The organism is Chryseobacterium daecheongense, assembly GCA_027920525.1.
In the GTDB taxonomy this organism is placed as follows: domain Bacteria; phylum Bacteroidota; class Bacteroidia; order Flavobacteriales; family Weeksellaceae; genus Chryseobacterium; species Chryseobacterium proteolyticum.
Window position 1 is genome coordinate 750103 of the sequence record CP115858.1, and the last position, 23136, is coordinate 773238.

Consider the following 23136-nt stretch of genomic DNA (forward strand, 5'->3'; position numbering starts at 1 on the left):
TCCGGTTAAATTCAACCTCTAAACTATTATAATTATAATAAATAACTACTATTTAACTAATTTTCATAATACAGAATTTCATCGGAACTTTGTCCTGTTAAAAGAACAACCAAAAACATAATACAATGAATCATCAGAATGAAATAGCTGTTTCCGACAAAACAGTCACCCAAAAGATAAAAAAAGGCCTTCCTGCTGCACTATGGGCATTAACGATCAGTGCATTTGGAATCGGAACTACAGAATTCGTTATCGTAGGTCTTTTACCAACAGTAGCAGGAGATTTAGGTATTTCCATTCCTTCAGCAGGCTTATTGGTAAGCTTGTATGCTATAGGAGTAGCCATAGGAGCTCCCGTTTTGACAGCTTTAACAGGTAAGGTACCCCGCAAAACGCTTTTGATCTCCATTATGATCCTATTCGTTATCGGAAATGGATTAGCTTCAATAGCCCCTGGATTTATTACATTAATTTTAGCCAGAATTTTAACAGGATTTGCTCACGGAGTCTACTTTTCTATCGGATCTACGATCGCAGCATCTTTAGTTCCTGAGGAAAAAAGAGCTACGGCAATATCGATTATGTTTGCAGGCCTCACTTTAGCCATTGTTACCGGTGTTCCACTCGGAACGTTTATCGGACAGCATTTTGGCTGGCGGGCAACTTTTATCGGAGTCGCTATTTTAGGAATTATCGGGTTATTGGCCAGTATGATTCTTGTGCCTGCCCATTTACAAAATGGAAAAACAGCTTCTTTACAACAACAGTTAAAAGTACTTACCAATAAACGTTTAATTTTTGCCTTTTTAATGACAGCTATGGGATATGGCGGAACCTTTGTCGTTTTCACTTATCTATCACCAATTTTGCAGGAAATTACAGGGCTGAAAGAATCTGTTGTAACGTTGATCTTACTGATTTATGGAATTGCTATTGCTCTGGGAAATCTTATCGGAGGAAGGTTAGCTAACAAAAATCCCCTGAAAGCATTATTATGGATGTTTATAGCACAAGGTCTGGTTTTATTTCTTTTTTACTTTACGGTTCACAGTCCGGTTTTAAGTATTATAACCTTATTCTTCCTCGGAGCATTATCTTTTGCCAGTGTTCCCGGATTACAGCTTTTAGTCGTTCAGATTGCAGAAAAGGAACTTCCGGGAACACAGGATGTGGCGTCAGGCATTAATATTGCCGCCTTTAATATCGGAATTGCGATAGGATCCTATTCAGGTGGTCTTATTGTAACATCATCTTTAGGAATAGGAAGTACACCATGGATCGGAGCTTTATTCCTTGTGATTACAGTAATGATTACATTATACAGCATTCGCCTTGGAAAAAAACTGTTGAAATAATTGGTGGAAAAACGATTAACTGTTTATCCGTATAAAAAGACTCAACCCTTTTGGGATGAGTCTTTACATGCAACACCAAATCTAACTATGTTTTGAACAGTTTAAGCAAAAAACCATCTGCACAGATTTTTTATATGCTTTTTAATAAATACATTTGCATCCGTTATTTCTAAAAATTATTACTCATGATAGCAATTAATTCTGAGCATACATATCCGTTAGAAGGCACCCTTTTTGTTTTCGCACTGGAATCTGAAGCCGCAGATCTTTTTAATGATACCCATAAACTGATCACCGGAATAGGAAAGGTGAATGCTGCCTCAGCACTCACCAGGGAAATCCATTCCAGAAAGCCGAAGCTAATTGTTAATCTGGGTTCAGCAGGGAGCAAAACATTCGGTAAAGGAGAAATTGTTTGTTGCACAAAATTTATCCAGCGCGATATGGACGTAAGAGGTCTTGGGTTTAAAAAATATGAGACTCCGTTATCGGGAATTCCACCTGTCCTCGAATACGGATTGAAAATGGATGGAGTACAACAGGGGATATGCGGAAGTGGTGACAGCTTTGAAATGGATCATATAGAAACAGATTATAATGTAGTGGATATGGAAGCTTATCCTCTGGCATTGATTGCGATGAAGGAGGAAATTCCTTTTCTAAGTTTGAAATATATTTCGGATGATGCTGGCAGTGATGCTGCTGACGACTGGTCGGTACAGGTACATCTTGCTGCCGAGGCATTCAGGAAGTTGTTGTTTTAAATAACAGAAATTGCCTGTCAGAAAGGATTAATTTTAATTTAAAGTATTTTTTTTATTTGTAAAATTATTTAATTTTGCAATACAGTAAATCAATTTACCACCAGTTCTTATGATCTGGTGTTTCTTATTTAAAACAGTTTTTGAAAACTGATATAGGAATATATTAATTCAGAAAGCGAATGAAATCAAAAAATAGCGCATCGATCCATATTCCAATGGGGGAAATGGATGTTTATATTGTATCGGACGGATATTTTGGAATAGGTAATCCACAACCTATTTTAGCTCCTGAAATTGAAGAAGAGAATGTACAGAATGCTTTAAAATCTTTACACTTACCCGGATCTGAATATGAGATGCCTATTACCACCCTTTTTATCAAGAGAGGAGACCGTCATATCCTTGTGGATACCGGCGAAGGGTATCATGATCCCGTAAATGCTGGCTGGCTTCAAAATAGCTTATCGGAAGCAGGGTTCTCACCGGAAGACGTTACGGACATCCTGATCACGCACGCACACAGGGACCATATCGGGGGAATCCTTTTTGAAGATGGCGGAAGAAGATATCCTAATGCAAAATATCACATACCGGCTCCGGAATATAACTTTTGGAACAGCGAAGCAAAAGATTTCTCCAAAAGCAAAATGACTGTTTATCCAACAGGAAAAATACAGACCGATATCCTTGGAGCGATTAAAAATGAGCTTACTATTTTTGAGCCCGGCGATGTATTATTCTCATGCATCAAAACAGAACTGGCACCCGGCCATACACCCGGGCATATTATATTGCATATATTTTCCGGTGACCAATCTATCACACACCTCGTAGATGTGGTTCATTCTTCTTTGCTCATTGCTCATCCGGAGTGGGGCACCCAATGGGATGTTAATTTTGAAGAAGGAGTTGCTACCAGAAAACGGATTTTAGAAAGTTGTTCTTCCAATAATACTTTAGTGACCACCTGCCATCTTCCGTGGCCAGGGATAGGATATATCGGGAAAACCGAAAAAGGCTGGCAATGGATTCCGAAAGCACAATCAGATCCCTATTCAATAAGGATCTGAAGTATTTTTGGATAATACAATTAATTAAAACTCCAGAAGCTGGTATGGCAGAGGTCCAGAAACTCATCGGTGATTATCCGGTCATCTGCAGAATAAAACAGGAATTCCGTACAACCATGCACTTTAGCATCAATCAGCTGACCCGATAATGTGGTTTCATTTCTCCATTCGAGGGTAGCATTCAAGGAAACGGATATTTTTCCTTCGTGATCTGAAACAGCTCCTGAAATATTCTGAATTTCTATGGGATTATTTAAATGGGTATATAAATACTTCTTTACAATAGGCTCTAAAAAGCGAAGGGTCATCTCTTTGACGATTCCTACACCCGAAAAATTTCCTGATTTGATCCTTTCATACGAGACAAAATCATTTAAAGCATCCAGAACATCTGCTTTGTCCTGAAGCTTTACAATGTAGTAATCTTCAATTCTGTGAGCGGTCCATAGATTGCCGGTAACAATTTGTGAATTCATGATAGTTAGTTTTGCTTAAAATTAATAGAAAATTTTTCGGTTCACAATTTTTAATTCATTTTCTTTTTCCATATTTTTTATAACACGAATTACAGTTTCTACACGAAGCCCTGTTAAAGAAGCCAATTGTTGCCTGGTTAAAGGGATTTGAAAAGAATACGGTGTCTTATTTTCGTCATAGCTTTTAAGATAATCCATTAAGAGTTTTAATTTGGAAGCGGGATTTTGAACGGAAAGATTATACAACATAACATATTTGTAATACATCCGTTCTGCCATACACTGGTAAATATTGTTGGAAACTTCAGGATTTTCTTTCATTAAAATTAAAAAATCCGATTTAGAGAGTTTGAGGACTGTGGAGGGGGTGAGGGATTCCGCGTTCATGGGATAGGGCTTATCGACAAACAAAATGGATTCTCCAAAGCTATTCCCATCCGAAAAAATATTCTGAATGAATTCTTTTCCGTCTTCCGTATAATTATTGAGTTTTATTTTTCCTTTAATAATTTGGTAGTAATGTAGTGCAAGTTCTCCTTCCCGGAATATCGTGTCGCCTGATTTATAATTTTTAACTTCTGCTCCATAGGAAAGCAATAGATTTTCATTTATCATGGTAATATCAGCTTATAAGGTTAAAAATTAAATATGCTGGTAAGGTAGCCGCTACCTTTGTTTAGTAAAGAGAGACTAATTTTCGGTAATTTCCTAAAAATCACGTACCACATCAGTACCACGTATTTTATTTGTCGGTATGTGGAAACATGCTGCTATAACAAAATAGAAAAACATTGATCATGATCATAAAAAGTAATGAGTGAAGCAGTGTACATTTGAATTCTCACTTAAAAAATGCGGAATCTGGAAAAAACACTAAAAATAAATCTGACTGGCACTATAGAGAGACTCGCGTGGTATCTATGTGGTATTTTAATTTAACAAAAATTTAATCATTTTTTCTTTCTTTGTCTTTGTTAAAGCAAACTTTATTTTTAAAGGTATGAAGGAATTGTAAAAAATAGTTCAGTCTAAAAAATTAATGGTGTTCCTATTGTTTTCAATAACAATCAGAAGATTCTAAATGTATTAAAAATAATAGTGAGAAAGCGTATTAAACTCTGTAGCAGTGTAATAAAATGATAACGTTGCAGAAACTAGTAGAGATGAGAAAAATATTATGAAAAACGAAAAACCTGGATTTAATTTAGAAGATTTAAACGAAAAATTTTTTGCTCAAGACGAAATTATAGCATTAGCCAAAGAAAATTCTCCACGTCTATTGAATAAATTCAGATTAGTTTATCCCAATTTCTTTGAAAAAATATCCCTTATACAACCCGATTTAAAAAATTCGGAATTGATTTTTTGTGTTTATCTAAAACTGAATTTATCAACAAAAGAGATTGCAACCTATACTTTTGTAACGCCAAAAGCCATCCAGAACAGGAAAAACAGAATCAGAAAAAAGCTGTTCATTCCCTCTGAAACAGACATTTACAAGTGGTTTAATGATTTATAGGAGGATTTAGAACTGTATAGAAGTTTTATCAAGATCGTGATACAGTAATATATTCCAATGTTTTTCTTCGGCTTGCTTTTGCCAGTCTTGTCGTAATTCCATAGCTTTTCTGCCATCAAAATCGCTTTTATAAGCGAGATGATAGTGCAGATAGGCTTCCTGTGGCAAATCGTCAGCACCATAAAAGGCCGTTTGCCCATCCTCATTGATCCAGAAAACCTGCATAAAAGGAGTATGTCCTCCAACCACTTGGTAAGAAATTTCATTGGTAATGCTGCCTTTATCATCATCCATCCAGACGATATTGGGTAATTGAACAAGCTTATCTAAGGTATCGAAATCAAACGATGGATTTCCGGTATTTTCACGTGCATATTCCAATTCACGCTTCTGGATATATAGGTCAGCATTGGGGAAAGTAGCCTCAAAGCCGGTTTCAAGGTGTCTGATCGCTCCTTCGATATGATCTTTATGTAAATGGGAGAGCAGGACTTTGGTAATCTGATGACGGCTGATATTTTCTTTCTCCAGAATGTCTAAAATAACCATTTTTCCTGTTTGATTTTTCCAGCCCAATCCGGTATCAAGCAGAATATAATCGTTTTTAGTAATGATCAGAAAAGGTTGTACAGCCATTTTTATTCCTTGGGTAAGATCAATTTTCCCCGTGGTTAAAAGACTGAAGTCTTTGGTTGGGCTGGCTACAAAATTACCTTCTTTTAGTGGAATGATTTTCATGTTGCAAATTTCCTGAATATTTGTAAATATTGAAAACTTTATTTTCAATACAAACTATCGGTAAAACCAATGTTATTATCAAAAATGTCAATTTTTATCAACTCTGTATCCATCCCTTTTTATAATCTATTTGTAATTTTACGATTAGTAATAAGCAACAGTAAATATGAGCTCGATAATACTCAATAAAGCATTTCCGGAAGACCTGGATATCCTGCAGATCCTCGGAAAAGAAACTTTTTCGGAAACCTTTGCAGCAAGCAATTCCAAAGAAGAAATGGATCTTTATCTTGAAAAAAGTTTTAATAAAGAAAAACTGACTGATGAATTGAATAATCTCGAATCTTATTTTTTTATTGCATGGGAAGAAGATAACCCGATCGGATATCTGAAACTGAATTCTGGAACTGCACAGACTGAGCTACAGGACCATTCGTCACTTGAAATTGAAAGAATCTATGTAAAGAGTAGCCATCACGGTAAAAAAGTGGGTCAGCTTCTTTATGAAAAAGCATTAAACACTGCCCAAGAGCTAAATAAGGCTTATATCTGGCTTGGCGTATGGGAAGAAAACCATAGGGCTGTTAGTTTTTATAAAAAGAACGGTTTTGAGGAATTTGACAAACATATTTTCCGTTTAGGCAATGAAGAACAGACAGATCTTATGATGAAGAAAACATTGAATAAACAATTTTAAATTTCATAGATCTCGGCATCGGTAAAAACAAAGAATTTTCCTCCTTTAGGAAGATTCTTTGTATCTAATCCGGTAAATTCACTGTAAGCCGGAAGAAGCAACTGCCCGGATGTTTTTACAAAACATGGAAGACGGATGTTTTTAACCGGAGAACTGATGACAAATCCCGGATGGATATGCCCTGTAATCTGGAACTTCGGATTCGAATTGTCGAAATCATGAATAAACAGGATATCTCCTAATTCAAGCACATTGGCTTTAAAATCAAGACATAATTTTTCATCCAGCACTTTGGAAATCCGGTCATGATTTCCTTCCACAAGATAGAATTTCAGATCCGGGTATTGATTTTTCCATGCACAGAATTCATCCACATCAGAATTATTTCCGGCATGAAGCAGATCGCCTACCATGATAAATTTTTCAGGCTGAAAATAAGCAATCAGCACAGAAAGACGCTCCAGATCACTTTTCATTATATGGTTCGCCAAAGCAATTCCATTTTTTCTGAAATGGGCTGTTTTCCCGATGTGAAGATCTGATAAAATCAGTGCTTTCTCTTTTTTCCAAAATACAGCGCGCTGATTGGTTAAGGTGAAGATTTCAGATTGAATGGTTACGTTTTTTGTGGCGATGTTCATTTATTTGTTAGAGGTTAGAGGTTAGAGGTTAGAGGTTAGAGGCAAAGTTAAAGATTATTCCGGTCTTTTCTCTTTTCTCTTTTTTCTTTGCTCTATTTACTCTCTTTTTCTATTTTCTTCCCTTAGTCGCCTGTTGTATCAGCTTTTGTATCCTCGTATCTAACCCTTCACTTGAAAGCGTCTGACGAAGACTGTCAACTTTAATAGGAAAGCTTAAAGGGGTAAAAGTATTGGAATATTTTAAAACAATCTTTGATTTTTCTATTCTCTTAAAAGCTTCCACGAGCCTTTGCTCCTGAAGCTGCATGTTGAAGACTTCCGTATAGGCCTGACGAACAAGGAAGTGATTGGGATCATAGTCTTCGAGTACTTTAAAAATAAGGCCTGCTGAGCTTTGCAAAGCTTTGTTCGATCTTTGTTGTCCCGGAAAATTCTGAATCACCATTCCGGAGATCACGGCAATATCCCTGAATTTTCGCCGGGCCATTTCAGCCGAATTAATACTCGATATTACATCAACCATAAGATTATCCCGGGTCAGGATCTTTTGCAGATTATCTTCATGTATCGGAATCTCCTTATCACTGAACAATTCAAATCCGTAATCGTTCATGGCCATTGAAAATGAAATGGGAGCCAGTTTTGAAATCCTGAAAGCGATCAGGGCAGCCATCACTTCGTGGACTAAACGTCCCTCAAAAGGGTACATAAACAAATGATAACCTTCTCTGTTTTTAATAAGTTCTACCAGAAACTCATCTTCTCTCGGTATATGGGACCTTTTTTCCTGATTAACCAATAATGGATGTAAAAATTTCAGCTCTTTTTCCGAAGATGAAGGATTCAATGCACCGGAAAGTTTTTCCCTTAAGAAATGCCCCAGATTTGAACTTAAAGGCAACCTTCCTCCAAGATAGCTCGGAGCCAGAGCTTTTCCCTTTGCCAACCGTACATAAACGGTCATATCCTTCACCATTGCTACCTCAAGAACTCTTCCAGCCAAAATGAACTTCTCTTCTTTTTTAAGCTTTGAAATAAAATATTCCTCAACCATTCCGATATAGCCTCCGGAAATAAATTTCACTTTCAGCATGGCATCACTTACAATCGCTCCCATGTTCATTCTGTGCAGCATAGCTATTTTGCGGGAAGTAACTTTAAACAAACCATCTTCCATAATAACTACCTTATGAAACTCCTCATAACTTTTCAGAGCACTGCCGCCAATGGTAAGAAAATCTATTATAGCCTGCCATTCTTCATCCCTTATTTCCTGGAAAGTATAAATGTTTTTAATTCTCTGATAGGTTTCGTCAGGGTAGAAACCATCACCTACAGCTAAAGTCATCAGGAACTGAACCAATACGTCAAAACACAAAACCTGAGGTTCCCTGGGCTCTATAACTTTCTGTTTGACGGCTTCCTTCAATGCTGCCACCTCGATCAGCTCCAGGGAATGGGTAGGAACACAATATATTTTTGAAGTTTCAAAAGGGGAGTGTCCGCTTCTTCCTGCCCGTTGCAGAAATCTTGCGACTCCTTTTGCTGATCCTATCTGGATCACTGTATCAACAGGTTTAAAGTCGATACCTAAATCTAAAGATGAAGTAGAAACAACAGCCTTTAATTTGCCGTTACTTAAGTTTTCTTCAATCCAGATCCTTAAATGAGCATCTATGGAACTATGGTGAATGGCAATTTGCCCGGCAAAATCAGGATATGCATTTAAAAGCAGCTGATACCACATTTCACTCTGGCTCCGGGTATTCGTAAAAACAATGGTAGATTTGGATTCCAGAATGATGGGAACAATTTTATCTGCCAGTTTAGCCCCGAGATGTCCAGCCCACGGTAAAATTTCAACTTCATCCGGAAACACAGGAATGATATCGATCTTTTTATGTTGTTTAGCCGTGATCTTCACTTTTTTTACATCATACGGTATCAGAACATCCATTGCTTCTTCAAGATTGCCTATTGTTGCGGTAATTCCCCAGATCTTTAGTGTTGGAGCATATTTTCTGACCTGCGAAATTCCCAGTTCCACCATCACACCTCTTTTGGATCCCAGCAGCTCATGCCATTCATCTACAGCAATACAGTGAAGATTCTGGAAGAATCTAACATGATTTTTCTGTCCCAGAAGCAGATGTAAACTTTCCGGTGTTACGACAAGGATTTCAGGCATATTTTTTACCTGCTGCTGTCTGGTTTTAGGATCAGTGTCACCATTTCTGACACCTACTGTCCAATCCAACCCGATTTCATTGATAGCTTCTTCCATGGCTTTAGCAATATCTTTGGAAAGGGATCGGAGAGGAGTGATCCAGATCATTTTAAGTCCTTTTTTAAATTTCTCAGGATGATTAAGAAAATCTGTAATTAACGCCAAAAACACGGAATAGGTCTTACCAAATCCCGTAGGCGCAATAACCATTCCGCTGTATCCATTTCCAAATTTCCACCAGGTATCCGTTTGGAATTTAAATGGGGTATTACCTTTTTCAGCCATCCATTGCTGGATAACCTTAAATCCGTTGGTATGTTCAAAAGCACTCAAACTATTGTATCAGTTTTTTTATTTCTTCAAGATCATCAATTTCATCGACTGTTTTGTCTTTCCGCCATCTTACGATTCTCGGAAAACGTAGAGCCACCCCGCTTTTATGCCTGCTGCTGAAACCTATTCCTTCAAAAGCAATTTCAAAAACAAGTTCCGCCTTTACAGTCCGGACAGGACCGAATTTTTCAATCGCATTCTTATTAACAAACCTGCTTACTTCCATGATCTCCTTATCCGTTAATCCTGAATAAGCCTTAGCAATTGTTACCAGTGAATCTCCATTTTTAACTGCAAAACTGTAGTCGGTATAGTAAGCACTTCGTCGGCCACTTCCTTTTTGAGCATAGATCAGCACTGCGTCAATGGTCATGGGATTGATCTTCCATTTCCACCAATCTCCTTTTTTCCGTCCTGAATGATACGGAGAGTTTTTTTGTTTAAGCATTAAACCCTCACTATTAATATCCCTGGAGCTTTCCCTGATCTGATCCAGTTCCTCCCATTTTTCAAAATCAACGATTGCTGACAGCTTTAATTTTTCGGGATTTTCATTCAGGAATAATTCTTCGAGTATTGCTCTTCTGGCTGAGATAGGTTTTTCGCGCAGATCATTTCCTTCAAGCTCAATAAGATCATAGGCAAATACTTCGATAGGAACATCAGTAAGCATTTTTTTGGTGACATTTTTACGGTTTAACCTTTTCTGTAATTCATTAAAGTTTAAAACTTTATCATCCCTTACCGCAAGTATTTCTCCATCTATGACAAAATTCCCCTGCATGGCCTTTACAGACTCTGCAATTTCAGGAAACTGTTCTGTTACCAACTCTTCACCCCGGGACCAGATGAATACTTCATCATTTCTCCTGATGATCTGCCCGCGGATTCCATCCCACTTGTATTCGACGAGCCATTCATCCGGATCTCCCAATTCCGAAAGCTCTTTCTCCAAAGGATAGGCAAGACAAAATGGATAAGGACGTGAATTATCTGTATTTACTTTTTCGGCGGAGATCAGTTCCTGGAAAGAAACTTCACCGAGATTCCATTTCCCCATCATACTGTGCATTAGTGCACTGGCTTCCTGTCCGGAATACTTTGTAAGCGCATTAATCAGTGTTTTATCCGATACGCCGATCCTGAAGCTTCCGCCCAGTAATTTATTGAATATTAATCGTTCCGTATAATCCAGCCCATTCCACGATTGTAAGACAAACTCTTTTTTCTCAGCTTCTGTCTTTTCTTTTAAGTTCACAATATCATTCATCCACTGTGAAAGACTTCGTTCTATTTTTTCGGTAGGTTGCGGAAGAATCAGAGAAAGTGTTTCTCCAAGATCCCCGACAGAAGAGTAGCTTTCCTGAAAAAGCCAGAAAGGCAGCTTTGTAATCTCCAAAGCCCATTCTTTCATATAATTTGTATTGACATTCCTTTTGGGTCTTTTGCCTGTAAATAAGGCAATAAACCATACTTTATCTTCATCAGGAGCACGCTCAAGATAATCAATGATCGCATCAATTTTGGCATTGGTTTTATTGGTGCTTTCCAAAGCGTTGATCAGTTCTGCAAAATGTCTCATGATTCGGGGTTTTCAATGATTTCTTTTTCAGCCTCTTCTTCATCGTCGCCAAATTGGGTGGCTACCACATCCGCCTTAATTCCTATTTCATTTAAGTATTTTGAAAAAACTTCAGTCTGGCCATGGGTTACATGTACTATTTCAGCTTCGGTAGCTTTTACAGCTTGTAACAATCCACCCCAATCCGCATGGTCACTCATTGCAAACCCTGCATCAGCACTCCGCCATCTTCTGGCCCCGCGAACCTGCATCCAGCCGGAGCAAATTGCCGTAGCGGCATCCGGTATTTTGCGGATAATATTGGTATCCAGTAAAGCAGGCGGAACAATGACAATTTCACCCTGCAGGTGTTTTATGCTTTCTCTGAAATCCGGGATTTCATACTCAGGCAGGACGATTCCAGCACTTTCAAACGCTTCGTTAAGCTTTCCGATAGAGTAGTGGACATGTATCTTACCCAGGCCCTCTACAGCTTTCATGATACGCTGAGCTTTTCCAAGAGAATATCCTACAAAAACTGAAGTCTTGGAATTTTCCTTATTTCTCAACACCCAGTTCTGAAGCTTTTTATTAAGATCTTCAATATCCAGCCAATTATAGATAGGAAGTCCGAAGGTACTCTCAGTAACAAATTCATTACACCTTACCAATTCAAAGGGTGTACTTAATCCATCATCCTGAACCTTATAATCTCCGGAAATCACACTTACATATCCTTTATATTCTAACCGGACCTGGGCAGAACCGATTATATGTCCGGCAGGATGAAGGGAAACTTTTACTCCATTGATCGTGGTAACTTCTCCATATCCTACACTCTGACATTCGATATCGGGACCAATTCTCTGGTATAAAATAGGTTTTGTAAAATCATGGCAAAAATACTTCTTCATTCCCCAACGGGCATGATCAGCATGGCCATGCGTTATAACCGCAAGATCTACAGGGCGCCACGGATCTATGTAAAACTGACCCTGGGGGCAGTATATTCCTTTTTTTGTGAATGTAATTAGTTTCAAATGAGGTATATTTTGTTATCGATAAAAGATATAATGCTTTTATAGCGATTTGGTTTAATTTATCATTCAAAAAGCTGACCAATTATCATTAAATCATGAAAAATAATCATTTTTCAGTGTGAACTTCCCAGCAATAAAACATTGGACTTTTCACCAATAAACAAAGACTGTATAAATCTGAAATTTGCCTTATGACTAACCCATAAAAAGTACAAAATGAATAAGACAATTTTAATTACTGGAGCAGCAAGCGGATTTGGAAAAATAGCAGCTTTCGATTTAGCAAGAAAAGGACACCATGTAATTGCTACAACACAGGTATACCCCCAGATGAGCGACATGATCCGTGAAGCCAAAGAGCAAGGGGTAGAAATGACTGTTGATAAACTGGATGTTACCAATTCAAGAGATATCGCTTATATCTTAAAAAAATATGATATTGATATTTTAATAAGCAACGCCGGTATTATGGAAGGCGGACCTATTGCTGAACAGCCTTTGGATCTTATCCGTTCAATGTTTGAGGTGAATGTATTCGGGGCTTTGGAACTCGCTCAGGGATTCATTAAAAAATTCGTTCAAAAGAAAAGCGGAAAAATAGTATTTACCTCTTCTATGGGAGGTTTGTGGACGGTTCCGTACGTGGCAGCATACTGTGCATCAAAACATGCTCTGGAAGCTATAGCTGAGGGCTTAAAGACAGAACTGGCTCCTTTTAACATCAAAATTGCGACATGCAATCCGGGAGTATTCGGAACCGGTTTTAACGACAGGGGAGTGGATTCCATAAGACATTGGTATGATCCTAAAGAAAACTTCACTCCGGAATCTGCTTTTGCAGGAGCTGAAGAATCGTTAGCCCATCAACTGGATCCTCAATCTATGGCAGATGTTATTGTAAATGTTACGTTGGATGACCATAGCAACTTCAGAAATTTACATCCAAAGGAAACCGAGGATTTTGTAAAACAATTACAAACAGAAGCCTGGAGCGCAAAGAGCTAAAAACACATTTACTTATAGAATGCATGAATATTATTGTTCATGCATTCATTCTCCCATTTAAATTTAAACGACATGAATATTACTTATCACGAAGCAACAAAAGCGTTAAACGAATCAATTAAAAAAGCAGAAACACTTGGTATTCCCGTAAGCATCGCCGTTGTAGATACCGGAGGACATCTGGTTTCTTTTGCCCGCTTAGATAGTGTATACGGAGTGATAGATTTTGCTATAAAAAAAGCAAGAACGGCCGTTATGTTCGGAGTAGACACGGAGGTAATGGGAACCATCATTGCTGGCACAGACATTCACGGATATGGCATGCTGAATTCAAACGGCGGTCTCCTTACAATTGCAGGCGGCGTAGTCATCAGGAATGAAAAAGGGAATATAATAGGTGCTATCGCGTCTTCGGGAGGTACTGTGGAGCAGGATAGAGAAATAGCACTTGAAGGAGCCTCTTCTATTTTTTAAATTTTGCATATTTGTATAATGGCTGAACAATCTGAAATATTATTTAATCAACTGGTGTATTCCTGTGCATTTGAAAAACACAGGGGACATGAGGAATTTATTCCTGATCATTTCCTTGGTTTTCAGCTGTCTGGTGAAACCCACGCTTTCCATGATCAGGGGAAAACCGTTATAAAGGAAAATACAGTGGTTCTGGTGAGAAAAAACCAGCTGATCAGGACCATAAAGTATCCTGCCAAAAGTGCAAAATACCAATTTATTTCTATAACACTGGATAAAGAAACTTTACGGCAATATGCCGCTGAAAATAAAGTAGTAACGGACGAAGTATTCCATAATAACAAGAAAATATTCTTTGAATCGGATGCATTCTTTTCGAACTATTTTATTTCGCTAACTCCTTACATCGATAAAACAAAAACAATTAGCTCCAATCTTGCTTCCTTAAAAGTGAAAGAAGCTATTGAGCTTATTTTACAGAGTAATCCTGATTTTAAAAATCTGCTTTTTGATTTTTCCGATCCCCATAAAACGGACCTGAAGGAATTTATGAATAAGAATTTCATCTTTAATCTTTCTATAGATGCCTTTGCAAAGCTTACAGGGCGTAGTCTTTCAGGCTTCAAGCGTGATTTTCAGAAGACATTCAATATGCCTCCTAAAAAATGGCTTAAGGAAAAAAGGTTGCAGGAAGCGTATTATCTTATCAAACATAAAAATAAAAAACCGGCTGACATCTATCTGGATCTTGGATTTGAAAACCTGTCCCATTTCTATTATTCATTTAAAGAAAAATATGGTCTTACTACTTCTGAAATTTCACCACAATCAGTATCCTGATGTATTAATTATGATGAATTATATTCAGCAACTTCATTATTGGGCAAAAGGGGATCTGCTTCAGGCTAAAATCATGTTGGCCTGGGCCTTTATTTTTTGTCTACCGCTCATATGCTATTGTTTTAAAATCAATAAAATCTTTTATAAAGGTCTCATTATTCCATTAATTTTACTAGTCCTCATGCTTTTAGGGTATGGCAGCTATTTATTAATCACAAAAGACAAAGAGGTTCAGAAATTAGAACAGCAGTATTTAGAAAATCAAAAGGAAATTATTAGTAAAGAACAATCCAGAGGAAATGCCAACAGTCAGAGTTATGTCGTTTTTAAAACAATCTGGGGTTCATTGCTTCTGGTTTCCATTGTAATCTACCTTCTGGCAAGCGGTATGTATATAAAAGGTTTTTCAGCAGGGTGTATTATTCTGTTTTTAACTTTATTGATTACAGATACCTTATTTAATGCCAGGCTGAATGTTTATCTTTCTTTTTTACAAGAACTTAACAAGTAAAAGGTAAACATAGAAACAATCTTTTATGAAAAAAACTTTCTGAATTCCAATGGTGACTGGGCCGTCTTCTGTTTAAAAAGTTTACTGAAAGATTGCGGATGCTCAAAACCCAATTCATAGGCAATTTCGCTAACGGACAGACTGGTTGTACTTAGCCGTTCCTTTGCATAGTCGATGAGCCTGCTCTGAATATGGTTCTGCGTGCTTTGCTGAGTGTGAATACGCAACAGACTTCCCAGATAATTAGGAGAAATATTCATTTCTTCAGCAATAGCTTTCACTGTAGGCAAACCTTTGCTAATGATCCGTTCATGATCAAAGAATTTAGAAATTGTTTGTTCAAAACGTTCTATGACTTCATGATTGGATTTTTTCCTGGTCAGGAACTGTCTTTCATAAAAACGCTCGGAATATATGAGAAGCAGTTCTATCTGTGCAATGATCAGGTCCTGGGTAAATTTATCGATATTAGACCGGTATTCTTTTTCTATATTCAGCAGAATTTCTACAATAGCTTTTTCCTCTTTGTCTGAAAGAAATAAAGCTTCATTCACTGCATATTGGAAAAAATCATAAGATTTGATCTTTTTGGCAAGTGACGTATTCCACAGAAAATCGGGATGGATCAGAAGTATCCAGCCTGTAGGTTCCACTTTAGCATTCTGATTGATCTCCACCTTTAAAAACTGTAAAGGAGAAACAAATGATAAAACCCCGGAATCAAAATCATACTCCTGCTGTCCGTAGTTAAATTTAGCATTAACATTCCGCTTTAAACCAATAGAATAAAAATTCTGAATCCATTTCATTTCATCATCCTTCACAGGGTAAGAAACCCTGCTATAATCAATCAGACTGATCAGCGGATGTTCAGGCCCTTCAAGATTACAAAAATGATGAAACTCGGAAATCGAATTAAAGCGAAATGTCTTTTCCATATCTTATACTATGATGCTAAATTAGTGAATCAATTTTCTTTGTACAAAATCATACCTCCATGATATAATATCCCTTCTTTAAACTCTCCGTCAGCTGTAAATCCGGTGTCATCTTTATAATCAATATGATTATCTGAAACGATATAATTTCCCTGATAAGCACTTTCTCTTGAGCCACGTGCTTCATCATACCGGTTGTCCGGCAGCAATTCATGACGGACATATCCATCCTCTGTTACCCACATTCCGATGTATTCTTTTGTTTCTTCGATGGTCTTATTCATTTTTATTATGAAAGTTCTGTGTATGCGGTAGACAATGTGTAATTTTTCCACTGTTCCGCATCTTGGTTAATCATATTTATTTTATTTTTAAGTATATCATAGGCATCATTTCCCAGCAATAAATGCACTGGTGGCTGAGCCTCCTTACTTATGGCAATAAGCACTTCAGCAGCCTTCTCCGGATCGTTGGCCTGGTTTCCATTAATTGTATCAAGGTGTAATTGAGAAGCAATGTTAAATATATTTCCGGAACCCTGATTCCGTAAATAAGGCATAACATTTCTGATCACATTTAAGGAGCCAAATACGTTCACATCAAAATTTTCTCTGGCTTCTTCGTCCGATAATTCTTCCAGAGTACCTATCTGGCCATATCCTGCATTATTGATAATAACATCCAATTGTCCGAAATGTGCAATGCTTTTTTCCACAGCCTCTTTTACGCTGGAATCATCTTGTAAATTAACTTCCAATGGTAAAAATGCATCAGAGGCATCACCTATTTCTTTAACCAAAGATTCGGCATTCCGGCTTGTCGCTACAACGCGGTATCCTTCACTTAATAATTTTCTTACCAGACTAAGCCCCAAACCTTTTGAAGCGCCTGTAACAAACCATACTTTTTTTGTTTCCATTTTTTTATTTTTTTGATCTTAATTGATGATACAAAGATCATAAGGAAAACAAAATTTAAGATAACCCGATCAACTAAAAATGTAATCAAATCGTGAATGGTAATTTTTATTGATTTAGATTCTTCGCTTCGTTCTGAAATCGAAGATAATATGTATCTGATAACGACTGAATATGGTTTTTCAAGGATTGTCCTTTCCAATAATGTGAGAAATATCTTATTATTTCTAATTGGATTTAACAGAAAAGATCAATATTTAAACAATTGAAAAACTATGTTTTTGCATCGATGTATTTATTTTTATTCTCATTAATTGTATCCAGAATAATAACAAAAGGTTCTGAGAACGATTGTTGTGGCAAATAAAGATTAACCTGTTTTTTGGCTATTTCTTTAACAGTGATGGGAACATCAGGTTTTTCTAAGAATGAAGCTTTACTAATTGTTATGCCTTCCGGAGTTTGAATTTTTAGAATTCCTGAAATGGGAATATTAAAAACAACAGCATACAGTTTTCCGGTTGTTTCATTTTGTGTAAAATATCCCCAGTCCTGTCGTGGCCAGCCTTTTGCATGTCCGGCATTGTATATGGCAGCACTGTTTATTTTCATCCAGTTTCCAATATGTTCAGCTATTTGTTGTTCTTCTATTCGTATCGTTCCGTCTGGTTTTGGTCCGAAATTCAAAAGAAAATTTCCTCCTAATGAAGTGGTTTGCACCAACATTTCAATAAGCTCAAGGGGCGTTTTAGTATAGCTTATATCCCATTTTTTATGATATCCCCATTGATTTTCGGGAATGGTCATACAAGCCTCCCAATCGCGGTGAATAACCTGAGTATCTGTAGGAGAGGGTAGTCTTCGTTCGTATCCTGATTCATAATCTCCCATCATCTTTCCATTGGAATCAAAATGACGTGCTCCATAGTCATCAGCCCTTAATCGACTGTTCACTACAACCCCCGGACGAATGGATTTGAGCATTTGTTCTACCTGTAATGTCCACCATCCATTTTTCTTTATGGATTGATCCCAGGTTCCATCAAACCAAAATCCTTTTACACTCGGATAATTCTCTGCAAGTTCTTTGAGCTGGTTTTGTGCAAAAGTAAGATACCTCGAAAATGCGATACTATCTTCTTTGGTTTTAATATCGTATCTCCAGTCAGGATGGTGCCAGTCTAAGACGGAATAATAGAAATTAACGTCAATCCCTTCTGAATTGTAGGCATCCACTAATGCTTTGATAATATCTTTTTTATACGGAGTGTTTCCAATATTAAACTTGGTATATTGGGTTGGCCATAAACAAAAGCCTTCATGATGTTTTGTGGTAATAGTCATATATTTAACACCCATTTTCTTTGCCATCTTTGCCCAGGTTTTCGGGTCAAATTTTACGGGATTAAATTGATATTGTAGTGAATCCCAGGTTGAATTAGGAATATGGGCACTTGATTTCAGGAACTCTGCAGCATAGGTATATGTTTTACCTTTCCATTCTCCTCCGGGAATAGCATACAGACCCCAATGAATAAATTGCCCAAAACGATTGCTCCGCCATTTTTGCATAGCTGCATCTGTCCGTTTGCCTTCATATTGTGCTCCGTACTTAAGCAACTTCTTTTCATGATTTTGTCCTATTAATGAAAGAGATCCTATTAAAAAAAAGATCAATAGATATTGTTTAGGTAATTGCATCTCATTAGTTTTTTAAGATTATACGAATGAATAAGAGTCCATTGCTATTTCAAATTCCAATATACCTCGTCGGTATATGTTTTGCCTCCTTTTTTTACCTGAACATTGATTTTGTTTCTACCTTTTTTTAAAGAAACATTTTTGAATAGAAAATGGACAGGTGTCGTACCCGTTTCAGGATCTGATATTTTTCGTCCATTAATCTTTAAAGCGGGAACTCCAATATTAGAATATACAGTAATAGTTGTAGTGGCTTCTGTACGTTCGACCAGTCTTCTATCCGAAATATACAATACAGGCTGTGTACTCCAGTTGGCTTTATACCAATAAAAAACATCTTTTTTTGTTTTCCGGTCAAAGGTGACCAATCCTTTCATATTTCTGGCAGGAATACCTCCGCGGCTCCAAAGAGGTACTGCAAAATCAAACATATTCCACAAATAGCTGCCGACCAGGTAAGAGGATCTGGATATTGCTCCCCATTGTATTTCATGCATTCGTGTTTCCCGTTGTTCAGGAAAGAACGTTCCATTTACAGGATTAAATTCCAACGGTAGTGTTTCAGCTTGCTGGAAGATATTACCATCAGCACCATACTCAGATAAAATTATTTTATTAGAAGGGTAGTCTTGCTCAAGTTTCTTCATCCATTTTTCCAGATCAGTGGTTGCACCTTCATACCATCCATAGTAACGATTCATTCCTTGTAAATCTCCTTCTCCATTTTCCGGTCGTTCCATGGTTCCATATCCATTTACACTTACCGTATACCGTCCCGGATCTTCTGTTTTTGACAGATCGTGCAATGCTGCGGTTACCTGGCTTACATAGCCTCCGGCATTTTTTTCATAAACTTCGTTATGCATTCCCCAAACATAGATAGAAGGATGATTGAAGTTTTGCCGGATAAGCTCTTTCATCTGCTGCAAAGCATTGTCTTTTTCCTGTCCAGTCGTTGTATTGACAAATGGAATTTCTGCCCAGATCAAAAAACCAATACTATCACTTTTTGCATATACATATTCAGATTGTTGGTAATGTGCCAATCGAATTGAATTGGCTCCTATATCACGGATGTCTTCGAGATCTTCGGCATGCTGTTTATTACTCAATGCGCTCCCGAAACCCCAACGATCCTGATGTCTTGTCACTCCGTGAATCTTTATTTTTTTATTATTCAAGGAGAAGCCATTTTCTTTACTGATCTCAATGTGACGGATACCAAGAGGCTGAGAAACTTCATCTATTATATTCCCTTGCTTTTTAACCTGTACGGTTACTTTATAGAGATAGGGATCTTCCAAACCATTCCATAAATGGGGCTTTTGCATCTGTATATTCTGACAATAACGTTGTAAACCCTGTGCAGTTACTGTTACAGGAAGTTCAGCTGATTGAATAACTTGTCCCTCCCGGTTATGAATATTAGCTAATAAAGCAGCTTGTTGTGGCTGCCCGGTCTTATTGTTCAGCTCCGTACAAACAGATACATCCGCCTGGTTTTCAGAAACATTTTTTTGATAAATATAAATCCCCGGTCCTGCATAATTATCGACACTTATATTCAGAGGATCAGTAATAATTAACGAAACCGGACGGTAGATGCCACCATATATTCCGAACAGCTGGTGATTAACAGGGATCACATCCGGTCTAGCTTCATTATTAGCCACTACCTGTAAAGTATTGATTTCATCCCATCGAAGCCATGATGAAATATCAAAAGAAAATGCACTATAGGCTCCTTTATGCTCTCCAACCATTTTATTATTAATCAGAACTTTTGCCACATTGCCCACTCCCTCAAAACGGATGAATACCCGTTTACCTTTCCACGCCGGATCTGCTTTGAACTGTTTTTCGTAAACAGCATTACCCTGGTAAAAATCTTTGCCCAACTGCATATCTTCTCTATTCCAGGTATGAGGAATCGTGACCTGAGACCAAACCGTATCCGAAACCTTTTTAACTTTCTGAATGTCAGTTTTATGAAATTTCCAATCGGTATTCCATGAAATAACCTGGCGGCCTTGTGAAAAAAGGGGGGCCGTTTTTAAAATCATTAAACCTATAAGAATGCCTAACATGATTTTTCTGATCATAAAGTGTACTTTTACTATTGGTAACTCTGTTGTATTTTTTTTTGCAAATTTTCTAAAATGTCTTTCTACACTATACATCATTTTCAATTTTTTAATCGTGCGTATATATTTTCTGATATGCAATTCCATTTATTTTATGTTCAGTCCATTTATAAGACATCTACTATGACTGTATCTTTTGTTTTTTCTTTTTTATCGGGACTCGAGGAATAAATTTTCCTGCGATGCTTATTATTGAGATGTTCGATGATCAGATTACAGGCTTTATCTACGGTAATAGTACGATCATTTAACTGGAGCTTTCCGGGTTGATAAAAAACCGCTTGCAGGCTTTGAGTAGATTTTTCAAATACTGCTTGTATCTCATTGTCATTTTTTAAAATAAAAATATCTTGTTGCCCTGCTATCCTTCGAGCCTTTCTATATCTGATCTGAGGGTAGATGATGTATTCATAGTCTGCTTGGTTAGGATGTACACCATGGTCTATCCACAATTTAAAAACTTTTTTGCTTTGAGCCTCCATATCATCAGGATCTTTACTCCCACAAGCAATGCTATTCCATGAGCCGGATTGTATTGCATGAGAAAAGAAAATCGTTTCCTTTTTAGGAAAAATATAAGCGGTATTGTTATGATACAAACCGGAACCTTCCAGTTGTATTTTCTCATCTTGTGCTTCTATTTTGTGTATAGAGTTTGGTCCCAGTTGATAAACATCTCCTTTTGCCCAGTTTTGTTCGACGCTGGTAACCACACGCTCTTTGGCGTCAGAAGAAATCCCCGTTCCTAATGCTACGATTTTATCTTCGAACATAAACCAGGATTTTCGGGCATTTGTTTTAAATTGGTTTTGCATATCAAAAACAAAATTTCCTATTTTCCCATTGGTTACTCCTCCTGAAAAAGTAGAAGTACCATACGTGATATAATCGGTAGCTGGGATAATCTCCTTTTGTGGAGCAGTAGTGCCTGGAATTTTAGCCCAATCCCATATCGGATAGATGTTATAATACTCATTTCCATCAATCAAGAGTGTAGTAGAGCCTATAGAACGATATCCTCCTTTGTTATTTTCACCATTTCCCATATGGCCATAGGTACCACAGTAATCAGTTTCTGCCTGGGCAGTATGGATAGAAGAACCTTTGACAGAAAATAAAAATCTTTTATTTTGTACAGAGGCAAAGTCAGTACGCCAATAGTTTGAAAATACTTGTTTGATATGATAACCGGGGTCTTTTTTCTCTAAAATTCTTGCCAAAGCGTCATCATAAGTACTCTTATATTCGGGATCAATCCTTTTCATTTTTTCCAGATAAGGAATTAAATCTATGGCATCAGTAAAATTTTTCCGGCTTATTTGTCGACCAAAGGTATTATGATTGATATAACGTCCGCGAATCTGAGCCAATATTCCCTTCCGAACAAAATTGGATAAAATGCGGAGATGTCTTTCTTTCATCTTAAAAGCCGTTTCACGGGTGATATAGCCAATAGAAGCCTGCCCTTTGAAATATTCAGAGCCATATCCAAAAATATGAAGCATAATATCGTGCTGTGCATAAGAGAAATCAGGTTGTATTCCTTCCTTATCCGTAGTCACATTGACACTATACATTCCCTCGATCGCTTTCATAGTGATTTCAGGATCTTGCTTAAGTATTCCTATGAAAAAAAGATGCATATCAAAATCTATCTTATTGACTCCGGTAGTTCCATTGAATCGTCTGACATTCATTTTTTCAATAAGGCTATCCTGAAGAACGGGAGCTAGTTTTTGTGCTCCTGCCTGCTGCATCATAACCAGAATCAGACCCAATGTTCTTGGAGTGCCAATTTCATTATGCCACCAATTGGCGCTACGGCATTCCTGCTGATTCCAATATGATAAAGCCGTTGAAATCTTTTCGAAAATAGAAAAATCCCCTTTAAGGCTACTCCAGGGAGCAGTATAAGCTATGGTTAACATTTTTACTCGCTGAAGGTGTTGTGCGGGAGGCCATGGACTACGTGCCTTACTGGTATAGTCTATATCTTTCCAAAATCCATTCTGGAGCAATTGACTAAAGCTTTTCGTATCGTTAAGAAATTGACTTCTATTATTTATGTTTTCCCACTGTTCCTCCACTATACGCAGTCTTATGACTTCAAAATCATTGCCCCGGTACAGTAGAATTCCAAGCAAAAAAAGGATAATACCCATTCTTTCTCTCATAATTACTGATG

22 protein-coding genes are annotated in these 23136 nt (G+C 37.4%); 9 read left to right on the plus strand and 13 right to left on the minus strand.

Annotated features, from left to right (window positions below):
- Positions 1-125: 125 nt before the first annotated feature.
- The 3 genes from PFY10_03165 to PFY10_03175 all read left to right on the plus strand — a co-directional run bounded on the left by PFY10_03165 (position 126) and on the right by PFY10_03175 (position 3189).
- The gene (locus tag PFY10_03165) at positions 126-1355 is read left to right on the plus strand and encodes an MFS transporter (GenBank protein ID WBV57442.1); all 1230 of its coding nucleotides are present in this window, start codon (positions 126-128) and stop codon (positions 1353-1355) included.
- Between the two features lie 185 nt (positions 1356-1540).
- The gene (locus tag PFY10_03170) at positions 1541-2119 is read left to right on the plus strand and encodes a nucleosidase (GenBank protein WBV57443.1); all 579 of its coding nucleotides are present in this window, start codon (positions 1541-1543) and stop codon (positions 2117-2119) included.
- Between the two features lie 179 nt (positions 2120-2298).
- Positions 2299-3189 (plus strand): MBL fold metallo-hydrolase, encoded by an 891-nt coding sequence (locus tag PFY10_03175; protein ID WBV57444.1) that lies wholly within the window; start codon positions 2299-2301, stop codon positions 3187-3189.
- A gap of 20 nt (positions 3190-3209) precedes the next feature.
- Here PFY10_03175 and PFY10_03180 read toward each other — a convergent pair whose 3' ends face one another.
- Positions 3210-3665, minus strand: a complete 456-nt coding sequence (locus tag PFY10_03180; protein ID WBV57445.1) for a DNA-binding protein — start codon at positions 3663-3665, stop codon at positions 3210-3212.
- 21 nt (positions 3666-3686) lie between these two features.
- The gene (locus PFY10_03185) at positions 3687-4280 is read right to left on the minus strand and encodes a Crp/Fnr family transcriptional regulator (GenBank protein WBV57446.1); all 594 of its coding nucleotides are present in this window, start codon (positions 4278-4280) and stop codon (positions 3687-3689) included.
- Positions 4281-4842: 562 nt separating this feature from the next.
- On the opposite strand from PFY10_03185, the gene PFY10_03190 reads away from it, so the two are divergent.
- Positions 4843-5184 (plus strand): hypothetical protein, encoded by a 342-nt coding sequence (locus PFY10_03190; protein WBV57447.1) that lies wholly within the window; start codon positions 4843-4845, stop codon positions 5182-5184.
- Between the two features lie 6 nt (positions 5185-5190).
- On the opposite strand, the gene PFY10_03195 is transcribed toward PFY10_03190, so the two are convergent.
- On the minus strand, positions 5191-5922 hold the full coding sequence (locus PFY10_03195) for an MBL fold metallo-hydrolase (GenBank protein ID WBV57448.1): 732 nt from the start codon (positions 5920-5922) through the stop codon (positions 5191-5193).
- 166 nt (positions 5923-6088) lie between these two features.
- On the opposite strand from PFY10_03195, the gene PFY10_03200 reads away from it, so the two are divergent.
- Positions 6089-6619 (plus strand): GNAT family N-acetyltransferase, encoded by a 531-nt coding sequence (locus PFY10_03200; GenBank protein ID WBV57449.1) that lies wholly within the window; start codon positions 6089-6091, stop codon positions 6617-6619.
- Here PFY10_03200 and pdeM read toward each other — a convergent pair.
- From pdeM to PFY10_03220, 4 genes are all read right to left on the minus strand, one after another.
- Positions 6616-7260, minus strand: coding sequence for a ligase-associated DNA damage response endonuclease PdeM (pdeM, locus tag PFY10_03205; protein ID WBV57450.1), 645 nt, complete (start codon positions 7258-7260; stop codon positions 6616-6618). The two genes, PFY10_03200 and pdeM, sit on opposite strands and share 4 nt — an antisense overlap.
- A 109-nt stretch (positions 7261-7369) precedes the next feature.
- Positions 7370-9772, minus strand: a complete 2403-nt coding sequence (locus PFY10_03210) for a ligase-associated DNA damage response DEXH box helicase (GenBank protein ID WBV58982.1) — start codon at positions 9770-9772, stop codon at positions 7370-7372.
- A 49-nt stretch (positions 9773-9821) separates the two neighbouring features.
- Positions 9822-11402 (minus strand): ATP-dependent DNA ligase, encoded by a 1581-nt coding sequence (locus PFY10_03215; GenBank protein WBV57451.1) that lies wholly within the window; start codon positions 11400-11402, stop codon positions 9822-9824.
- Complete coding sequence (locus PFY10_03220; GenBank protein WBV57452.1) at positions 11399-12421, minus strand: ligase-associated DNA damage response exonuclease; 1023 nt, start codon at positions 12419-12421, stop codon at positions 11399-11401. Before PFY10_03220 ends, PFY10_03215 begins: the two co-directional genes overlap by 4 nt.
- A 216-nt stretch (positions 12422-12637) precedes the next feature.
- Between PFY10_03220 and PFY10_03225 the strand changes: the two genes are divergently transcribed.
- From PFY10_03225 to PFY10_03240, 4 genes are all read left to right on the plus strand, one after another.
- Positions 12638-13426 carry an SDR family oxidoreductase gene (locus PFY10_03225; protein WBV57453.1) on the plus strand — a complete coding sequence of 263 codons (789 nt, stop codon included), beginning with the start codon at positions 12638-12640 and terminating at the stop codon, positions 13424-13426.
- 72 nt (positions 13427-13498) lie between these two features.
- On the plus strand, positions 13499-13900 hold the full coding sequence (locus PFY10_03230) for a heme-binding protein (protein ID WBV57454.1): 402 nt from the start codon (positions 13499-13501) through the stop codon (positions 13898-13900).
- Between the two features lie 18 nt (positions 13901-13918).
- A complete protein-coding gene (locus PFY10_03235; GenBank protein ID WBV57455.1) occupies positions 13919-14740 on the plus strand; it encodes an AraC family transcriptional regulator in 822 nt (273 codons plus the stop codon).
- Between the two features lie 10 nt (positions 14741-14750).
- Positions 14751-15251 (plus strand): hypothetical protein, encoded by a 501-nt coding sequence (locus PFY10_03240; GenBank protein WBV57456.1) that lies wholly within the window; start codon positions 14751-14753, stop codon positions 15249-15251.
- 23 nt (positions 15252-15274) lie between these two features.
- Here PFY10_03240 and PFY10_03245 read toward each other — a convergent pair whose 3' ends face one another.
- The 6 genes from PFY10_03245 to PFY10_03270 all read right to left on the minus strand — a co-directional run bounded on the left by PFY10_03245 (position 15275) and on the right by PFY10_03270 (position 23125).
- A complete protein-coding gene (locus PFY10_03245; GenBank protein ID WBV57457.1) occupies positions 15275-16189 on the minus strand; it encodes a helix-turn-helix transcriptional regulator in 915 nt (304 codons plus the stop codon).
- A 29-nt stretch (positions 16190-16218) separates the two neighbouring features.
- The gene (locus PFY10_03250) at positions 16219-16473 is read right to left on the minus strand and encodes an Atu4866 domain-containing protein (GenBank protein ID WBV57458.1); all 255 of its coding nucleotides are present in this window, start codon (positions 16471-16473) and stop codon (positions 16219-16221) included.
- Between the two features lie 5 nt (positions 16474-16478).
- Complete coding sequence (locus PFY10_03255; protein WBV57459.1) at positions 16479-17108, minus strand: SDR family NAD(P)-dependent oxidoreductase; 630 nt, start codon at positions 17106-17108, stop codon at positions 16479-16481.
- A 271-nt stretch (positions 17109-17379) separates the two neighbouring features.
- A complete protein-coding gene (locus PFY10_03260; protein ID WBV57460.1) occupies positions 17380-18807 on the minus strand; it encodes an alpha-L-fucosidase in 1428 nt (475 codons plus the stop codon).
- Between the two features lie 44 nt (positions 18808-18851).
- A complete protein-coding gene (locus PFY10_03265) occupies positions 18852-20909 on the minus strand; it encodes a beta-galactosidase (protein ID WBV57461.1) in 2058 nt (685 codons plus the stop codon).
- Between the two features lie 149 nt (positions 20910-21058).
- Positions 21059-23125, minus strand: coding sequence for a polysaccharide lyase beta-sandwich domain-containing protein (locus PFY10_03270; protein ID WBV57462.1), 2067 nt, complete (start codon positions 23123-23125; stop codon positions 21059-21061).
- Between the last annotated feature and the right edge of the window lie 11 nt (positions 23126-23136).

Bases quoted from the DNA above. Each gene is read 5' to 3' on its own strand.
- PFY10_03165 (WBV57442.1), top strand. From the start codon at position 126: ATGAATCATCAGAATGAAATAGCTGTTTCCGACAAAACAGTCACCCAA.
- PFY10_03170 (WBV57443.1), top strand. From the start codon at position 1,541: ATGATAGCAATTAATTCTGAGCATACATATCCGTTAGAAGGCACCCTT.
- PFY10_03175 (WBV57444.1), top strand. From the start codon at position 2,299: ATGAAATCAAAAAATAGCGCATCGATCCATATTCCAATGGGGGAAATG.
- PFY10_03180 (WBV57445.1), bottom strand. From the start codon at position 3,665: ATGAATTCACAAATTGTTACCGGCAATCTATGGACCGCTCACAGAATT.
- PFY10_03185 (WBV57446.1), bottom strand. From the start codon at position 4,280: ATGATAAATGAAAATCTATTGCTTTCCTATGGAGCAGAAGTTAAAAAT.
- PFY10_03190 (WBV57447.1), top strand. From the start codon at position 4,843: ATGAAAAACGAAAAACCTGGATTTAATTTAGAAGATTTAAACGAAAAA.
- PFY10_03195 (WBV57448.1), bottom strand. From the start codon at position 5,922: ATGAAAATCATTCCACTAAAAGAAGGTAATTTTGTAGCCAGCCCAACC.
- PFY10_03200 (WBV57449.1), top strand. From the start codon at position 6,089: ATGAGCTCGATAATACTCAATAAAGCATTTCCGGAAGACCTGGATATC.
- pdeM (WBV57450.1), bottom strand. From the start codon at position 7,260: ATGAACATCGCCACAAAAAACGTAACCATTCAATCTGAAATCTTCACC.
- PFY10_03210 (WBV58982.1), bottom strand. From the start codon at position 9,772: ATGGCTGAAAAAGGTAATACCCCATTTAAATTCCAAACGGATACCTGG.
- PFY10_03215 (WBV57451.1), bottom strand. From the start codon at position 11,402: ATGAGACATTTTGCAGAACTGATCAACGCTTTGGAAAGCACCAATAAA.
- PFY10_03225 (WBV57453.1), top strand. From the start codon at position 12,638: ATGAATAAGACAATTTTAATTACTGGAGCAGCAAGCGGATTTGGAAAA.
- PFY10_03230 (WBV57454.1), top strand. From the start codon at position 13,499: ATGAATATTACTTATCACGAAGCAACAAAAGCGTTAAACGAATCAATT.
- PFY10_03235 (WBV57455.1), top strand. From the start codon at position 13,919: ATGGCTGAACAATCTGAAATATTATTTAATCAACTGGTGTATTCCTGT.
- PFY10_03240 (WBV57456.1), top strand. From the start codon at position 14,751: ATGATGAATTATATTCAGCAACTTCATTATTGGGCAAAAGGGGATCTG.
- PFY10_03245 (WBV57457.1), bottom strand. From the start codon at position 16,189: ATGGAAAAGACATTTCGCTTTAATTCGATTTCCGAGTTTCATCATTTT.
- PFY10_03250 (WBV57458.1), bottom strand. From the start codon at position 16,473: ATGAATAAGACCATCGAAGAAACAAAAGAATACATCGGAATGTGGGTA.
- PFY10_03255 (WBV57459.1), bottom strand. From the start codon at position 17,108: ATGGAAACAAAAAAAGTATGGTTTGTTACAGGCGCTTCAAAAGGTTTG.
- PFY10_03260 (WBV57460.1), bottom strand. From the start codon at position 18,807: ATGCAATTACCTAAACAATATCTATTGATCTTTTTTTTAATAGGATCT.
- PFY10_03265 (WBV57461.1), bottom strand. From the start codon at position 20,909: ATGATCAGAAAAATCATGTTAGGCATTCTTATAGGTTTAATGATTTTA.
- PFY10_03270 (WBV57462.1), bottom strand. From the start codon at position 23,125: ATGAGAGAAAGAATGGGTATTATCCTTTTTTTGCTTGGAATTCTACTG.